This is a genomic window from Natronosalvus vescus, from assembly GCF_023973145.1.
GTDB lineage: Archaea > Halobacteriota > Halobacteria > Halobacteriales > Natrialbaceae > Natronosalvus > Natronosalvus vescus.
This window is the reverse complement of record NZ_CP099546.1, coordinates 3,360,971-3,383,367: the sequence shown is the minus strand read 5'-3', so window position 1 is coordinate 3,383,367 and position 22,397 is coordinate 3,360,971. Positions and strand designations below refer to the sequence as shown.

General features: G+C 61.5%; 18 protein-coding genes. 6 read left to right on the top strand and 12 right to left on the bottom strand.

All coding sequences use genetic code 11. The features are described from left to right. The 3 genes from NGM68_RS16115 to NGM68_RS16105 are packed head-to-tail and all read right to left on the bottom strand — an operon-like array spanning nucleotide 1 to nucleotide 3,796. Nucleotides 1-1,002: an ABC transporter permease gene (locus NGM68_RS16115; RefSeq protein ID WP_252699248.1), complete on the bottom strand. Its 1,002-nt coding sequence runs from the start codon at nucleotides 1,000-1,002 to the stop codon at nucleotides 1-3. Continuing rightward, nucleotides 999-2,075, bottom strand: coding sequence for an ABC transporter permease (locus tag NGM68_RS16110; RefSeq protein WP_252699247.1), 1,077 nt, complete (start codon nucleotides 2,073-2,075; stop codon nucleotides 999-1,001). Before NGM68_RS16110 ends, NGM68_RS16115 begins: the two co-directional genes overlap by 4 nt. 56 nt (nucleotides 2,076-2,131) lie before the next feature. Beyond that, the gene (locus NGM68_RS16105) at nucleotides 2,132-3,796 is read right to left on the bottom strand and encodes an ABC transporter substrate-binding protein (RefSeq protein ID WP_252699246.1); all 1,665 of its coding nucleotides are present in this window, start codon (nucleotides 3,794-3,796) and stop codon (nucleotides 2,132-2,134) included. Between the two features lie 429 nt (nucleotides 3,797-4,225). On the opposite strand from NGM68_RS16105, the gene NGM68_RS16100 reads away from it, so the two are divergent. From NGM68_RS16100 to NGM68_RS16090, 3 genes are all read left to right on the top strand, one after another. Further along, nucleotides 4,226-4,861, top strand: a complete 636-nt coding sequence (locus tag NGM68_RS16100) for a ribonuclease H family protein (RefSeq protein WP_252699245.1) — start codon at nucleotides 4,226-4,228, stop codon at nucleotides 4,859-4,861. Between the two features lie 176 nt (nucleotides 4,862-5,037). After that, the gene (locus tag NGM68_RS16095; protein ID WP_252699244.1) at nucleotides 5,038-5,490 is read left to right on the top strand and encodes a DUF2240 family protein; all 453 of its coding nucleotides are present in this window, start codon (nucleotides 5,038-5,040) and stop codon (nucleotides 5,488-5,490) included. 25 nt (nucleotides 5,491-5,515) lie between these two features. Then, on the top strand, nucleotides 5,516-5,965 hold the full coding sequence (locus NGM68_RS16090) for a DUF7993 family protein (RefSeq protein ID WP_252699243.1): 450 nt from the start codon (nucleotides 5,516-5,518) through the stop codon (nucleotides 5,963-5,965). A 13-nt stretch (nucleotides 5,966-5,978) separates the two neighbouring features. On the opposite strand, the gene NGM68_RS16085 is transcribed toward NGM68_RS16090, so the two are convergent. From NGM68_RS16085 to NGM68_RS16065, 5 genes are all read right to left on the bottom strand, one after another. After that, nucleotides 5,979-7,034, bottom strand: a complete 1,056-nt coding sequence (locus NGM68_RS16085) for a Leu/Phe/Val dehydrogenase (RefSeq protein WP_252699242.1) — start codon at nucleotides 7,032-7,034, stop codon at nucleotides 5,979-5,981. 221 nt (nucleotides 7,035-7,255) lie between these two features. After that, nucleotides 7,256-7,909, bottom strand: a complete 654-nt coding sequence (locus tag NGM68_RS16080) for an HAD family hydrolase (protein ID WP_252699241.1) — start codon at nucleotides 7,907-7,909, stop codon at nucleotides 7,256-7,258. Between the two features lie 118 nt (nucleotides 7,910-8,027). Further along, complete coding sequence (locus NGM68_RS16075) at nucleotides 8,028-9,302, bottom strand: cation:proton antiporter (RefSeq protein WP_252699240.1); 1,275 nt, start codon at nucleotides 9,300-9,302, stop codon at nucleotides 8,028-8,030. Between the two features lie 34 nt (nucleotides 9,303-9,336). Beyond that, nucleotides 9,337-9,828 (bottom strand): cation:proton antiporter regulatory subunit, encoded by a 492-nt coding sequence (locus NGM68_RS16070; protein WP_252699239.1) that lies wholly within the window; start codon nucleotides 9,826-9,828, stop codon nucleotides 9,337-9,339. Between the two features lie 165 nt (nucleotides 9,829-9,993). Next, a complete protein-coding gene (locus tag NGM68_RS16065) occupies nucleotides 9,994-10,371 on the bottom strand; it encodes a methylglyoxal synthase (RefSeq protein ID WP_252699238.1) in 378 nt (125 codons plus the stop codon). 237 nt (nucleotides 10,372-10,608) lie between these two features. On the opposite strand from NGM68_RS16065, the gene NGM68_RS16060 reads away from it, so the two are divergent. Next, nucleotides 10,609-12,960 (top strand): amino acid permease, encoded by a 2,352-nt coding sequence (locus tag NGM68_RS16060; RefSeq protein ID WP_425493626.1) that lies wholly within the window; start codon nucleotides 10,609-10,611, stop codon nucleotides 12,958-12,960. Nucleotides 12,961-13,121: 161 nt separating this feature from the next. On the opposite strand, the gene NGM68_RS16055 is transcribed toward NGM68_RS16060, so the two are convergent. The 4 genes from NGM68_RS16055 to NGM68_RS16040 all read right to left on the bottom strand — a co-directional run bounded on the left by NGM68_RS16055 (nucleotide 13,122) and on the right by NGM68_RS16040 (nucleotide 19,300). Beyond that, entirely contained in the window at nucleotides 13,122-14,651 is a 1,530-nt protein-coding gene (locus tag NGM68_RS16055) for a TrkH family potassium uptake protein (protein WP_252699236.1), read from the bottom strand. A gap of 162 nt (nucleotides 14,652-14,813) precedes the next feature. Then, entirely contained in the window at nucleotides 14,814-16,202 is a 1,389-nt protein-coding gene (locus NGM68_RS16050) for an APC family permease (protein WP_252699235.1), read from the bottom strand. A gap of 110 nt (nucleotides 16,203-16,312) precedes the next feature. Then, nucleotides 16,313-18,679 carry an amino acid permease gene (locus tag NGM68_RS16045; RefSeq protein WP_252699234.1) on the bottom strand — a complete coding sequence of 789 codons (2,367 nt, stop codon included), beginning with the start codon at nucleotides 18,677-18,679 and terminating at the stop codon, nucleotides 16,313-16,315. A gap of 186 nt (nucleotides 18,680-18,865) precedes the next feature. Beyond that, entirely contained in the window at nucleotides 18,866-19,300 is a 435-nt protein-coding gene (locus NGM68_RS16040; protein WP_252699233.1) for a universal stress protein, read from the bottom strand. 186 nt (nucleotides 19,301-19,486) lie between these two features. Here NGM68_RS16040 and trkA point away from each other — a divergent pair, with 186 nt between their 5' ends. Then, nucleotides 19,487-20,821, top strand: coding sequence for a Trk system potassium transporter TrkA (gene trkA / locus NGM68_RS16035; protein ID WP_252699232.1), 1,335 nt, complete (start codon nucleotides 19,487-19,489; stop codon nucleotides 20,819-20,821). Then, entirely contained in the window at nucleotides 20,821-22,356 is a 1,536-nt protein-coding gene (locus tag NGM68_RS16030) for a TrkH family potassium uptake protein (RefSeq protein ID WP_252699231.1), read from the top strand. The genes trkA and NGM68_RS16030 overlap by 1 nt, the downstream gene beginning before the upstream one ends. Nucleotides 22,357-22,397 lie beyond the last annotated feature (41 nt).

The following is a 22,397-nucleotide window of genomic DNA, read 5'->3' as shown; positions in this document are numbered from 1 at the left end:
TCAGGCACCTCGTTCGCTTCCTTCGATGTTGGGGTCGAGAGCATCTCGGAACCAGTCGCCCAACAGGTTAATCGCAATCACGGTCAGCATGATGCCGATCCCCGGTATTATCGACACCCAGGGACGGGTTCGCAGGACGTCCTGCCCTCGCTCGATCTCGTACCCCCAGGAGAGCGTCGTCCCGGAGAAGCCGAGATACGCCAGCGACGCCTCGAGCAGGATGATCACGGCGACCTGGATCGTCGCCAGTACGATGATCGGCGTCAAGCTGTTCGGGAGAACGTGTTTGATGACGATATTCGCGTCGCTCATCCCGAAGCTCTTGCTCGCCTTGACGTACTCCTGGTTACGAAGCGAGAGGGCCTCGCCACGTGCAACGCGGGCGAACCACACCCAGATAACGAGGGCAGCGACGACCGTGACGGATCCGGGTATCGGGATCGATTCGGGCATTCCATCCGCGAGGCCGATCATCACTAGCGGATCAGGGATGTACACTGGTGACGAGCCGAACACTCCGATGAGCGCCAACGCGAGGACGAGCGCCGGGAATGCGAGCATGGTGTCTGCAACTCGCATCAGCCCGTCGTCTACTCTGCCCCCATAGTACCCTGCGACGAGGCCAATGGGTACCCCGATGAGTAAGGCAAAGGACGTCGCCAGGACGGCAACCATGAGCGACACCCGCGCCCCGTACACGAATCGGGAGTACACGTCCTGGCCCACGTTATTCGTCCCGAGGATGTGTTCTCTGGTCGGTTCGACGGTCACGTCGCCGATTTCGCCATCCTGTGCAACTTGCGTCTCGTAACTGTGACCGAGTGGTGGATACGGCGCACCGGTGTCGTCGTAATGGCCCGTGCGCGTCGGATCGTGTGTCGCCAGCACCGGAGCGAAGACGGCCATCAGCACGATGGATATCAACAGGATCAATCCGATTTTGGGGAGAATGCTCTCCCGGAAGGTCTGTCTGAGATTCGACGTGATTCGACTGGAGATCATTCGTCACTCACCCGTGGATCGAGTGTGGAGTAGAGCGCGTCGACGATAATGTTGATCACCACGAACGCGATGGCGATAAAGATGATAATGCCCTGCATGAGTGGCCAGTCTCGAGTGTTCAGTGCGTCGATGAGCCGAAGTCCGAGACCTGGCCAGTTGAACACGGTTTCCGTGATAACCGCCCCGCCCATCAGCGTTCCCATCTGAAGACCCAGCACGGTGATGATGGGGATCATCGTGTTACGAAGCACGTGCTTGTACCGGATCAACACGCCCGGCAATCCCTTCGCTTTCGTCGCCGTCACGTAGGGTTTCCCCAGTTCGTCGATCATCCCGCTCCGGGTTAGTCGGGTGATCAGTGCCGTGAAGTACGTCCCGAGCGTGATTGCCGGGAGCGCGATGTGACGTAACCAGGTACCCATCTCGCTGAACGATCTCTCGAGGAAGATGGCCAGAACCGCATCGTGGAAACCGACCGCGCGTCTCCCCGTTGGAAAGCCGAGGAAATCGTAGCCGAGATAAGTGGGGTACGGAATCCGTACGATACCGAGTGCGAGCACCGACGTGTTTACAGTCGGGTAAGGGATCCCGAACCAAACGGCGAAGACGAGGATCAACATCAAACCAAGCCAGAAGTTTGGGGTACTGATTCCGAGCAGCGAAAACAGCGTTGCTCCGTAATCAGACGGTTCGTTTCGCCGCGTCGCGGAGACGACGCCGAGGGGTATCGCGATGACGATGGCGACGATCGTCGCAGCGACGGCGAGTTCGATCGTCGCCGGAATGCGCTCGATCACCATCGCCGACACCTGTCGGTTCGATTGCCAGGAGTACCCGAGGTTCCCCGTCAGCAGCCCCTGTATGTACTCGAGATACTGGACGTATATTGGCTCGTTCAATCCCTCCTCCTCCCTGACTCGCTCCACGAGTTCCCGACTCGCTCCCTCCCCAAGCATCAACGTCGCCGGATCGCCTGGTGACACCGCCCGGAGCCCGAACAGAATCGTCACGACCCCCCAGATAACGATGATGCCCTGGAGTACCCGTCGAAGCAAGAACTTCCTCATAGCCATCGGACGTTTCGAAGAAATCGATGAAAAGTAATGATGTTTTCGTTACGACCGCCGACTCAGGCGTCCATCTCCCAGACGTAGATGGTCTCGTCCTCGCGGGGCTCCCACTGGATAACGTCGTTGACGCCGTAGATGGACTCCTGGGTGTGGAGGAACACGAACGGCGCCTTCTCGTGTGCCATCGCGTTGACCTCTTCGAGCGCCTGCGTTCGCTCGTCGACGTCGTCGATCTGCTGGGTCTCGAGGATGGCGTCGCTGAGTTCTTCGTCGTCGAAGGTTCGGGCGGGATTGTCCGGGATCGTAAAGAAGCCCTGGACCCCGTAGTCGGTGTCGCCCGTGATGGTTCCCCAGCCGATCATGTAGAACGGAATCTCGAACTCGTCGGGGTCGACCCCCGCCTGGTTAGCGTCGGAAACGACACCGAAGTCGACGATGTCCACCTCACAGCTCACGTTGTCCAGCTGGTCGATCATGTCGGCGACCGTTTCGCCGATGGCCGCGTCGTTGAGGTACCGGCCCTGTGGTGCGGTAAGTTCGATCTCGATACCGCCGTAGCCGCTGTCCTCGACGAGGCTCTCGGCCCGGCCGATGTCCTGTTCGTACGGTTCGATGTCGGGGTTGAAGCCGTTGATTCCAGGTGCGACCGGCTGCCCTCGTGCCTCGCCGAAGCCACTGAGGATGGTGTCGACGATTTCCTGGTTGTCGACGGCGTAGTTCATCGCCTGGCGGAACTCCTGACTGTCGAACGGTTCGACCGTGTTCTTCATCGGGCAGAAGATGTTCCGGAAGCTCGTCACGTTCCTGATTTCGACGCCGTCAGCGTCCTGAATCGTCGAAACGTCCTCGGGCAGGATGTTCATCGTGACGTCGGCCTCTCCCGTCTCGAGGGCGTTCGCACGACCGCTCGACTCGCCCGACGCGTTGAACGTTACTTGCTGGAAGGGGGGCTCTTCGCCCCAGTAGTCGTCGAACGCTTCGACGACGATTTCCTCGCCCGACGTGAAGTCGACGACCTGATACGGTCCAGTACCGTTGAAGTCTTCGGCGTCGGCCCCGGCGATGGCTTCGTTCTCCGCGTCGTAGTTGTCGATGGCCCACTGCTGGTTGATCGCTCGAGCGTAGTTGCCAAACTCGAACTCGGCGAGGCCGGCAGAAGCGCCGTAGCTGATCGAGACGGTGGTGTCGTCGATGGCTTCGGCGCCCTCGATCGAACCGAGCCCGAACGTACCGATGGGGCTGACGACGCCGATGTCGGGGTCGACCGTCCGGTTGATGGTCCAGGCAACGTCCTCGGCGGTGAGGTCGTCACCATTGTGGAAGACGACGTCGTTTCGCAGTTCGATGTGGGTCGTCCCATCGTCCTGGGCCTCCCAGGATTCGGCGACGCGTGGGAAGATCCCCTCGCCGGGTTCGAAGTCGAACAGCGGCTCGTAGATGTGATCGAACACGTCGAAGTAGTCCCCGGTGATGTGATCGAGCGGATCGATCGTGTCCGGGAACTGTGACAGCGTGATGGTGATCTCGTCGAGATCACTGTCACCGTTGCCGTTGCCGTTTCCGTTCCCATTTCCGTTCCCATTCCCGTTCCCATTGCCATTGCCATTGTCGCCTTCGTCACCGATACAACCGGCGAGCGCACTGAGCCCGACGACCGAAGTCGCTCCGGCAGTGTATCGAAGAACCGATCGACGACCGACAACGCGCTTTTCAGCACCTTGCATAGCTTCTACATGAACAACCATCCTATTTATACATTACTGGATACGCTCGAGAAGCCTTAGTATACGTACACACGATTGGAGGGACTACGTCCGGGAAGGGAGTGCCTACGGTCGGCTTTGTTGGCGCTCCCTCGATCACCCCAGAGTCGGTGTCGACGGAACCTGCTCGAGATTAAACCGAATGGGCGGAGCTACTCCAGGCGTTCATTGTCATCACCCCTTCGATCGGGACTGGACGGCGGGAATCACCCGTTCAGCCCCGACTGGAGCCGATGGACAAACGTTTCTAAAACTACAACAGTACCATAACTGCTGATCGTTCGACCGTTCGCAATTGGTTGGGCTCGTTCGGACAGCGTAATCGATTTTTCGTTGCACGAGGGGATAACCGACAACACAGTTAAGTGATCCACGCACCGTAGATGAAGTATGGCCGCGTACGGCCGCCCAGCACTTCGGGATCTGTTCGACGAGTCCCCGACTCCGCACATTGCGCACCCACCAAGTACCCATCATCGTGACTTTTACGTGGCGACTGACGGATCGTACCGACAACACGGTGGCGGACTTGGAGCGGTGATCGAAACGAGAGATGGCACCCGCGTCGGCCGGGTGTCGACTGCCGATACACCACCGGACAATAACGTCGCCGAGTATCGTGCGCTTCACCTGGGACTCGATATTCTGGCGGTCAGGGCACCACCGAACGCCCGTGTTGGCATTCTCGTCGATCACGACGAGTTGGCGAGCAACGTCAACGCGGCGATTCTTGCGGGGGAGCATCCGGATCGCAAACCACCGCGACCGTACACTGTTCCGCCAGCGACAACTCATCACTGGCGCGGGATAACGGCACGGCTCAGCGGCTTCGGGGCGGTTCGGGCTGCACGAATTGAAAGCCGGCAAAATCCTGCTCATCCACTCGCAAACTCGCCGACTGAGTACGAACACGTCAACCACGAACTCGACCGATGCGTGTTGCCGGATCCGCCGGAGGCAACGCCGTCACAGTTCCCGCCGCCGTCTCGAGCGAACCGTCACGGTGGCGGGCGTGCATCCGACTGAGGTGCTAAGCGACGCCCGAGTGCTCGAGTTACGTGTCCGAGAATCGCTATTGGAGTCGGGGGTTGAACGTGGCAGACTCGAGGCCAATCCGAACCGATCGATCCCGACTCGAACGACCATAGCCGGTTCCGCCGGAATCGCCAGGGTTATTCATCCACCGGGGAGAGTCATCGTCGATGAGCCTTCGTGTCGCCGTCGCTGCACCGTTCAACCAACACGGAACGCGCCGTCTCCGCGAGAACGAGTTCGTCGTCGCGCTCTCGCTGGATCGCGACTGGTTTTCACCCGATCAATCTCAGCGACTTATCGATATCGCTGTCAGCGAGGGCGTTCTCGAGCGCGAGGACGCGGAACTGGTGCCGACGTTCGACCCAGCAGAGGTGACAATCCCGGATGACTTTCAACCGGACGACGACTTACTTCGCAAGCGCTCGGCGTTCGAACGTGTACTGGATGCACTGGTGGCAGCAGGTCTCGAAAAACACGAGGCCGTCGGTGCGATCAATTCGCTGCAACAGGAGTACGCGATCACGATCGAAGCCGCTGCTGTCGTCTACGCCCGCGGTGAGGGGATCGACGTTGAGGAGTTGGGGGCCGTCGCTCGCTCGTCACTAATCGAAGAGCGTTAACGCTCACGAGCGCTATCGAGAGCTAATGGTCGACGACCGGATCACCGACGGACGACGCATCGCGGAGTTGCTCGCCTCAGAGATCGATGGGCGGGTCGACGACGAACTCGAGTGGTTGGCCGTCACCAACGCCGACCGCGACGTCGAGCCAACCGTCGACGGCACTCGAGCGTTCGACGTTTCGATCGTTGGGAGTGGAAAGGGGAGTGGAGACGAGAGCGAACCAGCACCCTCAGTCGAACCCGATACGAGCACCCGACTCGCTCGCGTCTTTCTCCATCCGAATCGAGTCCACCTCGAGTTCGACCGTGGCCGCGAAGCAGCCGTCGATGCCGCCGAAGCCGCTGACCTCAGAACTCGTCCAAAAGCGTCGACGCCACCGAAGACGCTCGTGTTCCTCGAGAGCGGGGCGTCGGTAAAACGCGGAGTCGCAGTCGTACAGGCAGCGTTCCGTGGTGCCGTCGAGACGGAATAGAAGGACAGACCGATCAGTCGGCAGACTGTGGCACCGGTTCGTCGGTCGCGGATTCGATCCGCTCGCGTGCGTACCGGTCGGCGGCCTCCAGTACCGTCGTTTCCTCGCTTTCGGCGCGGTCGATCAGTTCCTCCATCCGATCGCCGATGGCGATCGCGTCGGCGAGGGCGTCTTCTCTGCTGTCGCCGGTGTGTTCTGCGGCGACGGTGATCAGCCCACCAGCGTTGATGACGTAGTCGGGGGCGTACAGAATGTCACGCTCGAGAAGCGCCTCGGCGTGTTCGCGCCGCTCGAGGATGTTGTTCGCGCCACCGGCGACGATGTCGCAGGTGAGTTGTGGAATCGTCTCGTCGTTGACGACGCCGCCGACGGCACACGGCGCGAACACGTCACAGTCGGTGCGGTAGACGTCCGCTGGGTCGACGGTTCCGAGGCCGTACTCGCGGGCGACGTCGTTCATTGCTTCTTCGTGCATGTCGCTGACGATGACGTCAGCGCCGTGGTCGACGAGCAACTCGGCGAGACCACTGCCGACCTTTCCGACCCCCTGAATCGTGACGGTGAGATCCGACACGTCGCGAGTTCCGTAGGTTGCGTCGACGCAGGCGCGGAGACCCTCGAACACCCCGCGGGAGGTGATCGGCGACGGGTCACCCAGCCCCGCGCTCGTCCCGACGACGTGGTCGGTCTCGTCGGCGATGTGATCCATGTCGGTGACGCTCGTGTTGACGTCGACGGAGGTGATGTAGTGGCCGCCCAGCCGATCGATCATTCGCCCGTAGGCGCGGACGAAATCCTCGGTCTTTTCGGTCGGATCGGCGACGATGACGGCCTTCCCGCCACCCAGGTCGAGATCGCTCGCGGCCGCCTTGTACGTCATCGCTCGAGAGAGTCTGAGCACGTCAGTGAGTGCGGCGTCGTGAGTCTCGTACGGGAGCAGCCGAGTTCCCCCCAGCGACGGGCCGAGCGTCGTGTCGTGGATCGCGACGATCGCCTCGAGGCCAGTCTCCTCGTCGACGAAGTGTGTGACCTGTTCGTGGCCGAACGCTGCCATCTGCTGGTGTACCATACCGTAATGATTGCACGAACCGAATAATTAAAGTGGTTATTTTCCGGCCCCATAGCCATGCGAGCACACCTCACACGCTGTTGTCGATACCGTTGGCGCCCGGTACGCTCGCCGCTCGAACTGTCGATCCGGTCGCCGCTCGAGCGGACAAACGTGCGACGCGAAAACAGCAAATAGTCAGTGCTCGACTCCTCGTTTTTGCTTCCACGCTCGAGCGCCGCTTACAGTGAGCGCAGAATCCCGGGCAACTCCGCCGCGATCCGTTTCTGCTCGACGTAGGCGGTCGCTCGCGGATCCGGTTTGGTGTCCTCGAGGACGACCTGAATCGCGTCCATGTTCGCCCGAGTTGCGCCTTCGATGTCGGCGTCGATATCGTCGCCGACGTAGACCGCGTCTGCCGGCTCGACGCCCAGCGCCTCGAGGATCGCCTCGAACGCCCGCGGGTCGGGCTTGCCGGCCTCGAGTTCGCCTGTTACGAGCGCGGCGTCGAACGCGGACTCCCAGCCTAGCGTCTCGAGTTTGTCGCGCTGGGCCCGGATCGGGCCGTTGGTCAACAGCCCAAGGCGGTACTCCGACCGAAGCTCCTCGAGCATCGACTCGACCCCGGGGAGCGGCCGGAGCGAGTCGGCAATCGTCTGCCTGTACGCCGCTGCGACGGCTTCCGGATCGGCGCTCGTGTCGTATGGCTCGAGCAACTCCTCGAAAATGGGTTCGCGACTCTCCCCCGTGAGGTGACGGCTGTGGGCCTCGAGGTAGGCGTCACGGGAGAGCGACGGGGCGTCGGCAGCGGCCGTCGCGTCGGTGAGAATCGTTTCGCGGTCTCTGTCGGGAACGGCGAGGGTGTAATCGAGGTCGAAGACGACCGCTGCTGGCATAGGAGTGAAAGGGTACTCGAGCCGTTTGAAGCTATCTGTTGACGACACGTTTCGAGCGTTGCCGGATCTGCGTCAGGAATCGGTCGTTTACAGCGAAACTGGTGATCAGGAACCGGGCTCAGTCGTCGGTTGGTTGCGCTGTTGGGGTGGCGCCCTCGAGCCGAGGGACGACGATCCGTTCGACCCGAGCCGAGTTCTGCATGAGCGTCGTCCCGAGGATGCTCATGAGGAGGACGTACCCGACGGCGAACGCGTATATGTCCGCCGCGACGCCGTCGCTAAGAACGGTTCCGGTAGTAACGGCCAGACTCGCGATGATCAACGAGAACTCCCCACGGGTCGTCATCCCGAGGCCGACGCGGAGCGACCGCCGTTCGTCGAGGTCGTAAACCCGGCCGCCGAGGTACCCACTGACGAGTTTTGTTGGGGTCGTCAGAATCGCGGCCACCGCGATCAATGCCGCCACATCGACGAACAACGCCGGGTTCGTCTCGAGGCCGATCCAGAAGAAAAAGATGGCCGCGAAGGTGTCCCGAACGGGCTCGAGCAGCTGTTCTAAGTCGTGGACGTGATCGGTCGAGGAGAACGCCATACCGACGAAGAACGCCGCGACCGCCTCACTGACCCCCAGTGCGAGCGCCGCGCCCGCGATGAGGACGAGGATGCCGAGCGCCCGCAACACGAGGAACTCGTTCGAACTGGTCTCGAGACTGCGCTGGAACCAGGCCGTTCCGAAGTAGACGAGCAACAACAACACAATGAGAAAGCCCATCGCGATACCGATCGATTCGAGTGCCTGCCCGACATCGCCCCCACCGACGACCAGTGCGGAGGCGATGGCGAGATAGACGGCGATGAAGAGATCCTCGTACACCAGCGTACCGAGCATGGGATTGGCCTCGTCGTTCGCGATCCAGCCCAAGTCGATCAGCGATTTCGTGATGATCGCGCTCGAGGAGATGTAGACGATGCCGGCAACGAGAAACGCCGGGAGTGGGGCACCGAAGATGAACCATCCGAGCGCCAGGCCGATGCCGAAATTGATCACCAGGTCGATGGTGCCGGCCTTTCCGATCCGTTCTTTGGCTGCCAACAGCCGATCCAGGTTGAACTCGAGGCCGAGGAAGAACAGCAGGAAGACGATCCCGAGTTCGGCGCTGAGGTGGACGAACTCACCGCTGCCGTCGAGTGCCAGCGCCTCCCCATGTGGAAGGGCATCGATGCCGAGGAATGCAGCGAAGTCGATGGTGCCGAGCACGTGGGTGCTGAGCAGCATGCCAGCGACGATGTAAAACGGGATCACCGACTGATTGAGTCGGGTCGCGAGCAGCCCGACTGCTGCGACGGCCGCGAAGAGGAACCCGATCTCGATGAGCTGCGTTTCAGCAGCCACTACGTCTCACCTCCGACAGATCCACACATCCGGATCACCGGTTGGTGCCGCTGACGAGTACCTCGAACGCCCGACAGTCCTCACCATCGCCGACGACGACCAGCGTGTCGCCGGCCTCGAGAATCGTGTCCGGGCCAGGTGCGGGGAGGACATCGTCGTCTCGCTGAATCGCGACGATGGAAACGCCCGTCCGGTCGCGAACTCCCGAGTCGGCGAGTGTTTTGCCGGTGAGTTCCGATTCGCTCGACAGGTTGTACCATTCGATAAACGTCTCGTCGGCGAGCATCGTCTCGACGCGGTCTGACTGGATGGGCTGGAAGTGTGCCCCCTCGAGGATTGTCCCGACTTTCCGGGCGAGCCGATCGGAGAGTTCGAACACCTTCTCGCTGTCGGCGTGTTCGGCGGGCTTTTTGAATATCTCGCGTTTGCCCGTGTTGTGGGTCACGATGACCAGTCGTTCGCCGTCCTCGAGTTCGACCTCGAATTTCTTCCCGACGCCGGGGAGGTCGCTCTCGTAAATCACCATGCTCGTACGACGGGGTGGCGGTACTATAAATACCGCGGACGATGACGAACGAAACCGAACACTCTCGGGTCGGGTACGGATACGTTCCCGTTCGATGGCCTGTCTTGTATAGTAGCCACTGAAAGCCAATGCACACCCGATCGCAAGCGGGGTCTGCGATGGTAATCAGGGTAACTCGTCCTCGAGCCCCTCAAGCAGGTACGTCGCACTCGCCAGGTTGGTCGCCAGCGCCGTGTCGTGGACGTCACAGATGCGCAGTAACGCCGAGATGTCCGGCTCGTGTGGCTGGGCGGTCAGCGGGTCGCGGAGGAAGATGATTCCGTCGAGGCGATCCTGGGCGACCTCGGCTCCGATCATGAGGTCGCCACCGAGCGGTCCGGATTCCATGCGTTCGACCTCGAGGTCGGTCTCCTCCATCAGTCGACCACCGGTCGTCCCGGTACCGATCAGGTCGTACTCGGCGAGCTGGGATTCGTGCGCTCGAGCGAACTCGATGAGGTCGGGTTTCTTCTCGTCGTGGGCGATGAGGGCGAGTCGGGTCATCGGTGGGCGTTGCTCCGGACGATTGTAGACGTTGTGGCGTGATAACAGTGAGGCCGAACTGGTCGTTCTTCATCCGATCGAAGAAAAGGGACTACCCCTGGTCTTCGGTGAGAGGAGAGTTACGTTTATACTCTCAAAGATCAGAGTCGGAGATATGAATGGGATTACGGATTCAACAATAATGGCGCCCTATATTGTTCATCGAAGAATATGGGCAGCTATACGTGGGGCATAACGATGTCCAACCAGGAACTCGCTCGAGACCTCGGCTTCCTCGAGGCGTACACGTTAGGACTGGGGACGATGATCGGGGCTGGCATTTTCGTCCTGCCCGGCATCGTCGCCGAAGCGGCGGGCCCGGCGAGCATGATTTCGTTCGCCATCGGCGGCGTCATCGCACTCCTCGCGGCGTTTTCGCTGTCAGAACTGGCGACCGGTATGCCGCGTGCCGGGGGTAGCTATTATTACGTCAACCACGCGCTTGGGAGTTTCTTCGGCACCATCATTGGTTTCGGGATGTGGGCCGGGTTGATGTTCGCGACGGCGTTCTACATGCTCGGGTTCGGACAGTACCTCCTCAATCGCCCATCCACGGCGCTGACAGTGGTTATCGCTGCACTCGGTATGTCCGCCGTACTCGTCGCGATCAATTTTCGGGGTGTCAAGGAAACCGGCTCGCTGCAGAACGTCATCGTCCTCTTTCTACTCGTATTGATCGTCCTGTTCATCACGGTTGGGCTTTTCGCCGTCGACGGCGGGAACCTCGATCCGTTCGCACCCCACGGCTGGCCTGCTGTTGGGGCGACAGCCGGAACCGTTTTCGTGACCTTCATCGGGTTCGAAGTGATCGCGACGAGCGCAGAAGAGATCAAAAACCCGGGACGGAATCTCCCGCTGTCGATGATAGCCGCTGTGGTGACTCCGACGATTCTGTACGTCCTGGTGATGCTCGTCAGCACGGGCACATTACCGGTTCCCGAATTGGCCGCGAGCGACGTCCCCGTCGCGGACGTCGCACAAGTGACCGTCGGCACACTCGGATCGGTCGCGATTGGCGGACGGACGCTCGAGTTCGCCACCGTCGGATCCGGAATCATGATCATTGGCGCGATATTTGCGACGATCTCCTCGGCGAACGCGTCGATCCTCTCGGCGGCACGGGTCAACTTTGCGATGGGACGGGATCGAATTCTCACGAACTGGCTCAACAAGGTTCACGAGCGCTACCGGACGCCGTACCGGGCGATTTTCGCGACCGGGTTTGTGATCCTCGTCCTCGTTGCGAGCCCACTGCCCATCGGCACGCTGGCTGATGTCGCGAGCTTCATGTTCCTCATCACGTACGCGCTGGTTCACGTCGCCGTCGTCGTGTTACGGCGGGCGGATCCAGACGATTACGACCCCGACTTTCGAATCCCATCAGTCCTGTATCCGACCGTTCCAATCGTCGGGTTCGTAACCTGTCTCTTCGTGCTGGTGCAGATGGGGGAGGAAGCAGCCACCCTCGAGGTAGGATCTGCCAGCGTTTCACTTGCCCCCCTATCGTGGGTTCAGGTCATCGGATTGGTGACCATCGCCCTCAGTATTCTCTGGTACCGGTTTTACGCGAAAGAGCGGGCGCTTTCGACGACGTTGATTGGGGAAGCCGTTGCACCGACCGACGAACCGGAATCGAAGGATGCGGAGTATCGCGTCGTCGTCCCCGTCGCAAATCCCGAAACGCAGCGGCCGCTCATCGCGCACGCGGCGGCGAGTGCCGCGAGCCAGGATCGACCGGGCGAACTGGTCGTGGTCAACGTCATCGAAGTCCCACCGCAGACGTCCCCGGCTCAAATCGAGTTCGAGGAGGAACGCGTCGACCGACAGCGAACCCTCCTCGACAATGCACGCGACGTCGCCGGAACGCTCGACGTCGGCGTCAGAACGCGAGCGATCGTCGGCCGCAACGCGGGCACCGCGATCCTCTCGGTTATCGAGGACGAAGCCGCCGATCATGCAGTTCTCGGCTGGGCCGGCGAACGCCGCCGACGCGACGTCATCTTCGGCTCGACGATCGATCCGATCCTCGAACGGGCACCGTGTGAAGTGTCGCTCGTTAAATCGCCGACCGAGACCCCCGGGTCGATCGTTACCCTGGCGGGCGAAGGCTCGAACGCCCCGGTGTCTGCACGACGAGCGGCCGAACTCCGGCGCTCGTTCCCGGAAACGAGCCTGACGTTGCTGAACGTCCAGTCGCCGTCCGACGATCCCGGGGTGGATCCGCTCGAGGTGGGCCAGGAGACGATCACGGAGGTGGCGACGGCGGCGGAAATCGATAGCTCGGAGTACGAATCGCGAGTTATCGTCGACGAAGACGTCAGATCGTCACTCCTCGGGGCGGTAGCAACGTACGATACGGTTTGCGTCGGGGCGACGGGAACGAGTACGGTCGCACAGGCGCTATATGGGTCGATTCCCCAGGAGGTCGTGGATAAAACCGACGGGACAGTCGTGATGGCGCGCAGTGAAAACAGAACGCCTCGAACCTTCAAACAGGCGCTCATCCAGCGGTTGGGTGGGCGGTCACCGCCGGCAAAATCGGACGAGTAGCGATCCCGGGAGGACGACTATCACGATAGTTCAGCCGCTTAGGAACGACTGTAGGGTGGTCGGATGAGAGAGTTCTCGAGTCGAATCGACCGGTGCTCTTCTACGAGATCCCACCATTCGGGCCGAGCGCCGAATCGAACACGACCGCATTGGCTTCCCCGTTAGGAGCGCCAGTACGCCGGCAACAACAATACCAGAACGGGGATGATCTCGATGCGACCAACCCACATCATGATCACCATAACGAACCGCGTGGTGACGGGGAAACCGGCGTAGTTGTCCATCGGTCCGGCCATTCCGAACGCCGGGCCGATGTTGAGGAAGATCGACGCCGACGCGCCCAGGGCCTCGAACTCAGTGACTGCCGTGCTCGCTCGAGCGGCATCGACGACGACGAACACCGTCAGCAGGAAGAAGATGATGATCGCGAGCATGACGTAGGCGAAAATATCGTTGATCGTGTCCTCGTCGACGATGCTCTCGCCGAGGCGAACGGGTCGGACGGCCCGCGGATGGATTGAGACGAACAGGTTGCGGTAGAGCCCCTTGAGGATCACGAGCCAGCGCAGCGTCTTGATCGAACAGGTGGTCGACCCGGCCATCCCGCCGATGAACATGCACAGGAAGAGGACGTGTTTGGCACCGGCTGACCAGACGTTGAAGTCCATCGAGGCGTAGCCGGTCGTCGTCACAAGTGAAACGACGTTAAACAGGCCGTGTCGAATCGTCGGCTCGAGCCCCATGTTGATCTCGGAATCGAGGGCGAGGATGGCCGACACGATCGCCGCAAAGAGCGCGATCACGCCGAGATAGAAACGCAATTCCTCGGAGTTGAACGGCCGCGAGAGATCGCCCTGTACCAGATAGTACAGCAACACGAAGTTGGTCGCCCCGAGGATCATAAACGGGATGACGGCCCACTGGACGGCTGGTGTGAAGGCACCGATGCTCAACGGTTCGGGAGAGAAGCCGGCTGTTGCAACGCTGGTCATAGCGTGGGAGACCGCGTTGAACAGATCCATGTTCGGGGCGAACCCGAGCAGGTGCAACACGTAAAACGTCGCGACAGCCGCCAGCGTGAGGCCGACGTACAGCCCCCAGATGAGGCGGGCGGTGCTCGCGATCTCCGGCGTGAGTTTGTTGACGTTTCGGGTTTGACTCTCCGTCTCCATCAACTGGGCTCCACCGACCATCAGGTTCGAGAGGAGGCTGATCGCGACGATCAGGATACCCAGTCCCCCGAGCCACTGGATCAGCTGTCGCCACAGCAGGATCGCTCGAGACTGGTTCTCGAAGTCCCAGCCGCTCATCACGGTTGCGCCGGTCGTCGTGAGGCCGCTCGTGCTCTCGAACCAGGCGTTGACGGGGCCGCCAACGCCGCCGGCGAATGCCGACGCGCTTGGAGCTCCGATTCCGACGAGGGCGAACGGGATCGTGCCGATAGCCGCGACGCCGAACCAGGTCAGCGCGACCATCAGGAAGGCCTCCCGCTGGTAGAGCTCCCGGTCGTCGCTCAGTCGCTCGAGCCCCATCCCGATCGCCACCGTGAACGCGATCGCCACGGCGAAGGGGACGATGTCGTCGCCGTCGAACACTGCCAGCACGAGTGGCACCGCGAGCGGCACCGCGAGCCACTTCAGGACGGTGCCCGTCAGGCTCGCACTCGAGCGCCAGTCGACACGGATCGTCATCGAACGATCCGACGTGTGTCGTCCGGGGTGATAACGTGTTCGATGAATTTCCACCGCTCTCCGTAGTCGACGTTCCCAATCCATCTACGGAAGCGACTCGTAGCCGTCCTCGAGGAACGTGGGTGACCTACTCCGTCGGTTACGAACGTCGATGTCACGTCGTCAATCGTTCGACGCCTGATCGTTGCGGCGTTCGTGTTCATCAAGCGTTCGCAACCGGGTGCGGAGGTCGATTCCGCGCTTTTCGAGAACACCAACGCGGTATCGGAATACTGGGTAACCGAGTACGACCCACCCGAGGATCAGCGCGCCCATCCACGGCAGTTGCGAGACCAACAGGAGCCAGAATACGAGCGTCGACAGGCCGCCGCCGATGGCTGCCAGCATGAGCGCGACCGGCGGTAACCGGACGGACGCGTTCGCGTACCGATCCGGAAACCGGTCGGGCAATCGCCACGCGGCAACCGAGAGCAGGAAGAACGCGTAGAGGAGCACCAGCCCAAGTCCGGGAGCCAGGAGTGCGGGAGACGGCGTAACCGGGACGATCAGCAATGCGGGAAGCCCGAGCAAGAGAATCGCCCGGTTCGGGCTCTGGTGTTCCGGATGGAGCACCGCCAGGGACGAGGGAAACACGTCGTCGCGAGCCGCTCGCATTATCTCGCGGGAGTAGGTGACGATGAGCGTATTGACCGTGGTCAGACCGCCGATTACGGCGGCGAAGGCCACGAACGCCCCGCCCCACCACGGGAGGAACTCGAGGGCGACCATAGCGATTCCGGCCTCCATCCCGGCGAGTTCGGTCCAGTGGAGGACTCCGACTGCGACGACGACGATTCCGATCATGAGCGACATCCCGATGACGGCGCTGTAGATGAGGACGCGAGGGACGTTTCGTTCCGGATCCTCGAGTTCCTCACCGAGGTCGATCGCCAGGTTGAACCCGTACATCCCGATGAACAGCGAGATGACGGCGACGACGAACGGGCCGTATCCTTCGGGGAACATCGGACTGTAGTTCCCCGGGTCGATGTGGAAAGCGCCCGGAACGATGAACGCGAGCATCCCACCAACGATGACCATCACGAGAACGAACTGCACGGCGGCAACGAGCTTGATCCCGCGTAAGTTCAACAGGATGAACACGAGCAACACGCCGGCGATCAGCGCCTCGAGCGGGACGTCGACGAAGAACCGGGCGTATTCGGCAAAGCCGTAGGCGGTGTAGACGAGTCCGAACCAGATCGTCGGAACGACGAGCCACGGGATCGTGAATCCCCAGAACGGCCCGATGAGCCGGGAAGGATAGACGTAGCCGCCACCGGCAACCGGGAGCGCTGCGCCGAGTTGGAGCATCACGATGACGCCAAACACCATCGGTATTGCAGCGACGACCACCGCAGGTGCGATACTCGGCCCCACGCCATCGGCCATCAGGTGTGCCGGGAGGAGAAACATCGTCACCGAAATCGCGTTCCCGACGACGAGTGCAACCGCCCCGATCAACCCGATTTCGCTTCCGATAATCGACGTCGTCTCGTCAGTCTCACCCATATCAATGACAGAGAGTATCAAGCACAGTTAATAGGTGTTTCCGTTGTCGGGCGTACGTGCTCGACTCACGCTCGACGGGGGTCAGGCAGTGAAAAGGCGGACGAGAGAGCCTACCGATCGTCGTCCGTCTGCAATCCGAACAGTCGTTCGCGAAGCGTCCGGCTCGTCGGTCGTTCAGCCAGCAAGACCGAGCAGTCGACGTCGTTGATAACGTCGTACGCGAGCGATCCGCGGACGAGTCGCGAGAGCAACCCGCGTTCGGTCGCGCCGATGATCAACAGCGAGTGGTCGCCTGCGGCTGCGGCAATCGCGCCCTCGACGTCGCCTGAGGTGTCGATTCGGATGTCGGCATCCTCGAGGTCGTGTTGCGTTGCCCATTCGGTGAGGAACCGTTCGCCCTCGCCCGTGTCGGATTCGTCGACCACGTGCAAGAGGGTGATGGACGAACCAAGTTGATCCCGGAGGTTCCTGGCGGCCTCCGCGCTCAGGACGGAATCTGGGCCGCCGGCCGTCGGGACGAGGATCCGGTCGGTCTCGAGACCACGATCCCTGAGCACCAGGAAGTCACACGGCAGGGCGTGAGTCAGTTCGTCGAGCGGTCGTTGCGCCCGGCCGGCCGACCAGGGACGGCCCGCACCCCAGCCCATGACGACCTTGTCGACCTTGTTCCGCTGTGCGGCATTGAAGATTTCCTCGAACGAGCGGTGGGAGACGATCGTCTTGATGTCGACTGGGACGTCCATGGTCTCCGTACTGTCACGAACTCGTTCCATCAGTTTCTGGGATTCGTCGTCGATGCGACGCACGTGCTCTGACCCTTCCGTTAACGGGGTCTGGTCTGGCACCTCGACGATGTGAACGGCCTGGACGCGTCCGTCGTTGGCCTTCGCGATAACGCTCGCCAGCGAGAGTAGCGTCGACTCCGTCCGCGGGTTCGCAACCGGCACCATCACGGTGTACTCCTCGTTCGCCTTCGGCTGGGCGGCGGTGGCGGCAGACACCGCCACGTCGGGCATCTCGTCCGGACGCGAGAGGATGTACTCGCTCAGGACGCCTTCTTGACTGGTGTAGTTTCGAGCGTAAGCGCCGTACCACACGATGGCACCCAGGACGAACACCATGCTCAGTGCGATTTCGGTGGCGTCCATGAAGTAGATGAGACCGAGCGAGAGGACGACTCCGAGGATCGGCGTGATCGGATACAACGGTACCGTAAAGTCCGGATCGTACTCCGGGACATCAGCCTCGCGGAAGACGATCAACGCCGCGTTGATCAGCGCGTAGACGATGAGGTGCAGCACGCTCGCCGCCTTCGCCAGAATCTCGAGCGAGCCGCCGAGAACGACGATAAAGAGGAGAATCATCGCACCGGTAACGGCGATCGAACGGTACGGCGTGGCGAACCGTGGGTGGATCTCGTTGAGCCAGTCGGTGACGATCTTATCTCGACCCATCGCGAAGTTGATACGGGCTGAGGCGAGGATCGACGCGTTCGCGCTCGAGGCCGTCGCCAGCAGCGCTGCGAGAGTGATCGACGTTACCCCAACACCGAGAACCGGTATCTCGAACCCGGCGAGGGCGAACTGGTAGTCGAAGATGATCTCCGCAGCGTGTGACATCGGCGCGTTCTCGACTTCCTCGAGGAAGAAGTCCTGGAACGGAACGATCCCCATCAAGAGGCCGACCAGGATCGTGTATATTGTCATCACGATTGCGACACTACCGATGATGGCGATCGGGAGGTTACGACCCGGGTTTTTGAGTTCCTCGCCGATCGTCGCAATCTTCGCGTAGCCGAGGTACGCTACGAAGACGAGCGCTGCGCCGGGGAGGATCTCGCCGTAACCGAGGGGGGCGATGCCGCCTTCGGCCGTGACGGTTCCCCAATCGAACGAGAAGAAGCCGACGACCGCAAACACCGTGAGGATGCCGAGTAACAGGGTGACGATGACCGTCTGAACACCGCCGGTTTCCTTCGCGCCGATGTAGTTGACGCCGACGAAAACGATTCCCGCGATGAGCGCACCGATCTGGATGTCTGAGAGCACGAGCGGGCCGAGAACGATCGTCGGGAGAAGTTCGACCGTCCCGACCAGCGGAATCGAGACCACGACTCCCGAAAGCAAGATTGCGAGGTAGCTCCCGAAACCGATACTGTAGAACGCGCTCGCGAACGCGAGCCCCATCCAGTCGCCCATCCCCGAAATGGAGCCGAACATCGGGCCGAGCGCCCGGTTGATGTAGTAGTAGGCACCGCCGGCTTTCGGCATCGCTGTCCCGAGTTCGCTCACCGAGAGTGCGTTGATGATGGCGATGGATCCGCCGACGATAAATGAGACGACTACAACCGGACCTGCCTCCTGAGCGGCCACCCCCGGTAAAACGAAGATACCGGCACCGATCATCGTGCCGATACCGATCGCGAGCGCAGACACGAGACCCAGGTCTTTGGCGAGTTCTTCCTCGGTTTCGCTCATTTACTTCCCTCCCCCGATACACGCGAGCCAACAGGTCAAAACCACCCGCGTTCGACGTGAATACGAATGATTCCGTCCCATTACCCTTCACCTACCGTGTACCCCGAGGCGATCAACACGCGCCGGCGCGCAGAGAGTCGTGACTGCGTAAAACGTTCCATACTCGGGCAAAGCGAGACGTTCTTCTTAACTGATTCGGTTACGCTGCCTTTGGGGCAACGAGATGACGGGCACGGTCGGCTCAGTCACCAGATCCGTCGCCGTATCGCCGGCGAGCAATCTCGTTATTCGGCTTCCGCCCCGGGCCCGGAACGCGATGGCATCGGCGTTCACGTCGGTCGCAACGTCGAAAAGCGTGTCGACCAGATCCGTCCCGTAGACGGTCTGGGTGTCGACGGCGACGGACGAACCGAGCGTCGAGTTGACGACTGCAAGGAAATCACCGGCATCCTCCTGTCGTTTTCCGAGCGGTGCTTTGTCCATCGCACCACCCGCTTTCTCGATGACGTGAACCGCCGTCACGCGTTCGAGATCCTCGAGGTAGGGCTCGAGAGCGTCACAGGTTCGTTGGGCATCGTCTTCGGTCGCCACGGGGATCAGCAGGTGTTGAAAGACGGCCATCGGTGGGCGTATCTCTAACGAGCGCGGCCAAATAAGTTCGCCACTGTAGGCGGAAACGACCCTAGAATTGACTCAAGTCCGTACGGATCGGTTATCCAGTCGGTTTCAGATGCCAGTGTGCGTGGCGTAACACCTTTGTCGACCCCTGCAAAACCTTCCGCCTGAAATGCCACGGGAGGGAGTCCGGTGCGCGTAGTCATTATCGGTGCCGGGGAGGTCGGGAGAGCAATTGCGTCCAACCTGGAGGACAGTCACGACGTGGTGGTCATCGATCAGGATAGTGACGTCGTCGAGGAACTCACGTACTCGCTCGACGTCCTCGCACTCGAGGGCGACGGGACGGACATCGAAACTCTCCGCGAGGCGAGAATCGAGGACGCTGGCCTGATCATCGCCTGTACTGACGACGACGAGGCAAACCTCGTCATCTGTGGCGCGGCGAAAACTGGCACAGACGCGTTCACCATCGCTCGCGTCAAGCGCCGGACGCTACTCCAAACGTGGGAGGGTTCGGAGGGTGCATTCGGCGTGGACTTCATGGTCTGTACCGATCTGTTGACGGCCCAGGCGATCTTCCGCATCTCGGGCCTGCCGGCCGCCCAGGACGTCGATATGTTCGCCGGCGGGCTCGTCAGAATGGCCGAGTTCGAAATCGCCTCTGACAGCCCGATAGCCGACCAGACTGTCCGAGACGCCGATCGGTACGACTCGCTGACGTTTGCCGCCATCTTCCGCAACGACCACATGGTGGTGGCGACGGGCGATACAGTGATCAGACCGGGTGACCGCGTAGTTGTCATCGGGAGTCCGGACTCGGTGACCGACTTCGCGAGCGACATCGTCACCCCCGGAAACGGTGATCGAGACGAAATCGTCATCGTCGGCGCGAGCGAGATCGGCTTCCAGGCCGCCCGCGAGTTCGAAGAACACGGCTTCCGTCCCCGGCTCATCGAACAGGATCACGACCGTGCTCGGAAAGTCGCCGAAGCCCTTCCCAAAACGATGGTCATGGAGAGCGACGCGACCGACACCGCGTTCCTGGAACGTGAACACGTCGACGAAGCCGATATCGTCATCGCCGCCCTTGGCAGCGACGAGAAGAATTTGCTCGTCTCGCTGCTGGCCAAGCGACTCGGCGTCGACCGTACCGTCGCCGTCATCGAGAACCTCGAGTACGCCGAACTGTTCGAAACCGTCGGCATCGACGTGGCGATCAATCCGCGCGAAGAAGCCGCAGAAGAGATCGTCCGCTTCACGCGGGCTGGCCAGACCGAGAAGGTCGCCATGCTCGAGCACGACCGGGCGGAAGTGATCGAAATCGAAGTCTCCACAAATAGCACGCTGGCCGGCACCCAGATCATGGATTCGACGACGACCCTTCCGGAGGGTGTCGTCATCGGAGCGATCTCCCGCGGCGGTAACCTCATCACCCCCCGCGGGACGACGGTCATCGAACCGGGCGATCACGTCGTTCTCTTCGTCGATGCAATGGTACTCGACGAGGTAATCAAGGCGATCTGATGCGATCGGGGATTCGGGTCGATTGGCGGGCCGGCCTGAGCCTCGTCGGGACGATTCTCGCGGTTCTTTCGCTCGCGTTCGTGGTGCCGATCGTCGTCGCCCTGGCCTACGGCGGCGAGGATCTCTGGGTATTTATCGCGGCGATGGCGCTCACCGCCGGGTTCGGTCTCGCACTGCGTCGGCTCGATCCGGCTCCCGACCCCGGCGCTCGAGAGGCGTTCATGGTCGTCGCGCTGACGTGGCTGTTCGCGGCCGTCTTCGGTGCGCTGCCGTACGTGCTCGCCGGAAACGGGACGGTCGCTCACCCGGTGAATGCGCTGTTCGAGAGCATGAGCGGGTTCACCACCACGGGGGCGACCGTCATGGACGACATCTCCTTCGACACCCACTCTCGAGCGATGCTGATGTGGCGTCAGCTCACGCAGTGGCTTGGCGGTATGGGTATCATCGTCCTCGCGGTCGCTATCCTCTCACAGATGGCCGTCGGTGGCGCGCAGTTGATGAAAGCCGAAACGCCCGGCCCGGGGGTCTCGAAACTGACGCCCCACATTGCCGAGACCGCCCGCGTGCTCTGGCTCGCGTACATCGGGTTCACCGCGCTTCTCATCGCCCTCCTGTACGGACTCCACCTCCTCGGATTCGCTCCGAACATGGATCTGTACAATGCGTTCGCCCACGGGTTTACGACCCTCCCGACAGGCGGCTTCTCCCCGGAAGCTCGGAGTATCGAGGCGTTTTCGCCCGCCGTCCAGTGGTTGATCGTCCCGTTCATGTTTATCGCGGGAGTCAACTTCGTGCTCTGGTGGCACCTCATTTCGGGCGATCCGTGGGTGCTGTTTCGGGATAACGAGTTCCGACTCTACCTCGGTACCGTCTCCGTGCTCACCGTCGTCGGGACGGCCTTGCTCTTTTTCGATGCCGCGCTCAGTACCCCCGAGACCGGACAAATCGGCGGCAACCTCGAGCGGTCGGCTCGCTACGCCGCGTTCCAGATCGCGTCGCTCACCAACTCGACGGGGTACGCGAACATGGATTTCGACGCCTGGAGCGGCCCCGCGAAGGGACTCTTGCTGTTCGCGATGTTCATTGGCGGAAGCACCGGGTCGACTGGCGGTGGGATCAAGGTGTTACGCTGGCTGGTGATCCTCAAATCCCTTCGTCGTGAGGTGTTCACGACGATCCACCCCGAGGCGGTTCGCCCGGTTCGAATGAACAGACGAGTACTCGACGAGGACGCCGTCCGCGGCATCTACGCGTTCACGCTGTTGTACCTCCTGTTGTTTTTCGTCGGCATCCTTCTTCTCGCCGCCGACGCCGCCCGCGTCGGCTTCGACATCGGGACGCTCGACCTCGTCACCGCGTCCATCGCGACCATCGGCAACATCGGCCCTGGCTTCGGTGTCGTCGGCCCGATGGGCGGCTACCTCGAGTTTCCGACCACCTCCAAGATACTGATGATTGTCTACATGTGGATCGGTCGCCTCGAGATATTCCCCGTCCTCGTCTTGCTGACGTCGGCGTACTGGCGCTCGTGAGTTCCCCGTTGAACCACCCGATCCCATCGCCGTAGACGATG